General features: G+C 32.6%; 2 protein-coding genes. Both read right to left on the reverse strand.

Annotated elements, in window-relative coordinates:
- Positions 1-41: 41 nt before the first annotated feature.
- A complete protein-coding gene (locus AC1Q8N_RS28750) occupies positions 42-149 on the reverse strand; it encodes a DUF3948 family protein (protein ID WP_000664237.1) in 108 nt (35 codons plus the stop codon).
- A gap of 41 nt (positions 150-190) precedes the next feature.
- On the reverse strand, positions 191-298 hold a 108-nt coding region (locus tag AC1Q8N_RS28755; RefSeq protein WP_000664237.1), incomplete at its 5' end, for a DUF3948 family protein.

Raw genomic sequence — 298 nt, forward strand, 5'->3', positions numbered from 1 at the left:
TTTGCATTCTCCTCTCTTTTTCTTTTATTACAAAACTTCTATTATACTAATACGCTTGATAGAAATACGATTAATGCCGTTAATACTACTGCTCCACTTGCTGATCCTACGAAGTCACCTTTTGTTACTTGTAATACTTGCTCTTTCATTTTGCATTCTCCTCTCTTTTTCTTTTATTACAAAACTTCTATTATACTAATACGCTTGATAGAAATACGATTAATGCTGTTAATACTACTGCTCCACTTGCTGATCCTACGAAGTCACCTTTTGTTACTTGTAATACTTGCTCTTTCAT

The organism is Bacillus sp. GW823-FHT06B01, assembly GCF_058952315.1.

Coding starts and splice junctions, on each gene's coding strand:
- AC1Q8N_RS28750 (WP_000664237.1), bottom strand. CDS start 149: ATGAAAGAGCAAGTATTACAAGTAACAAAAGGTGACTTCGTAGGATCA.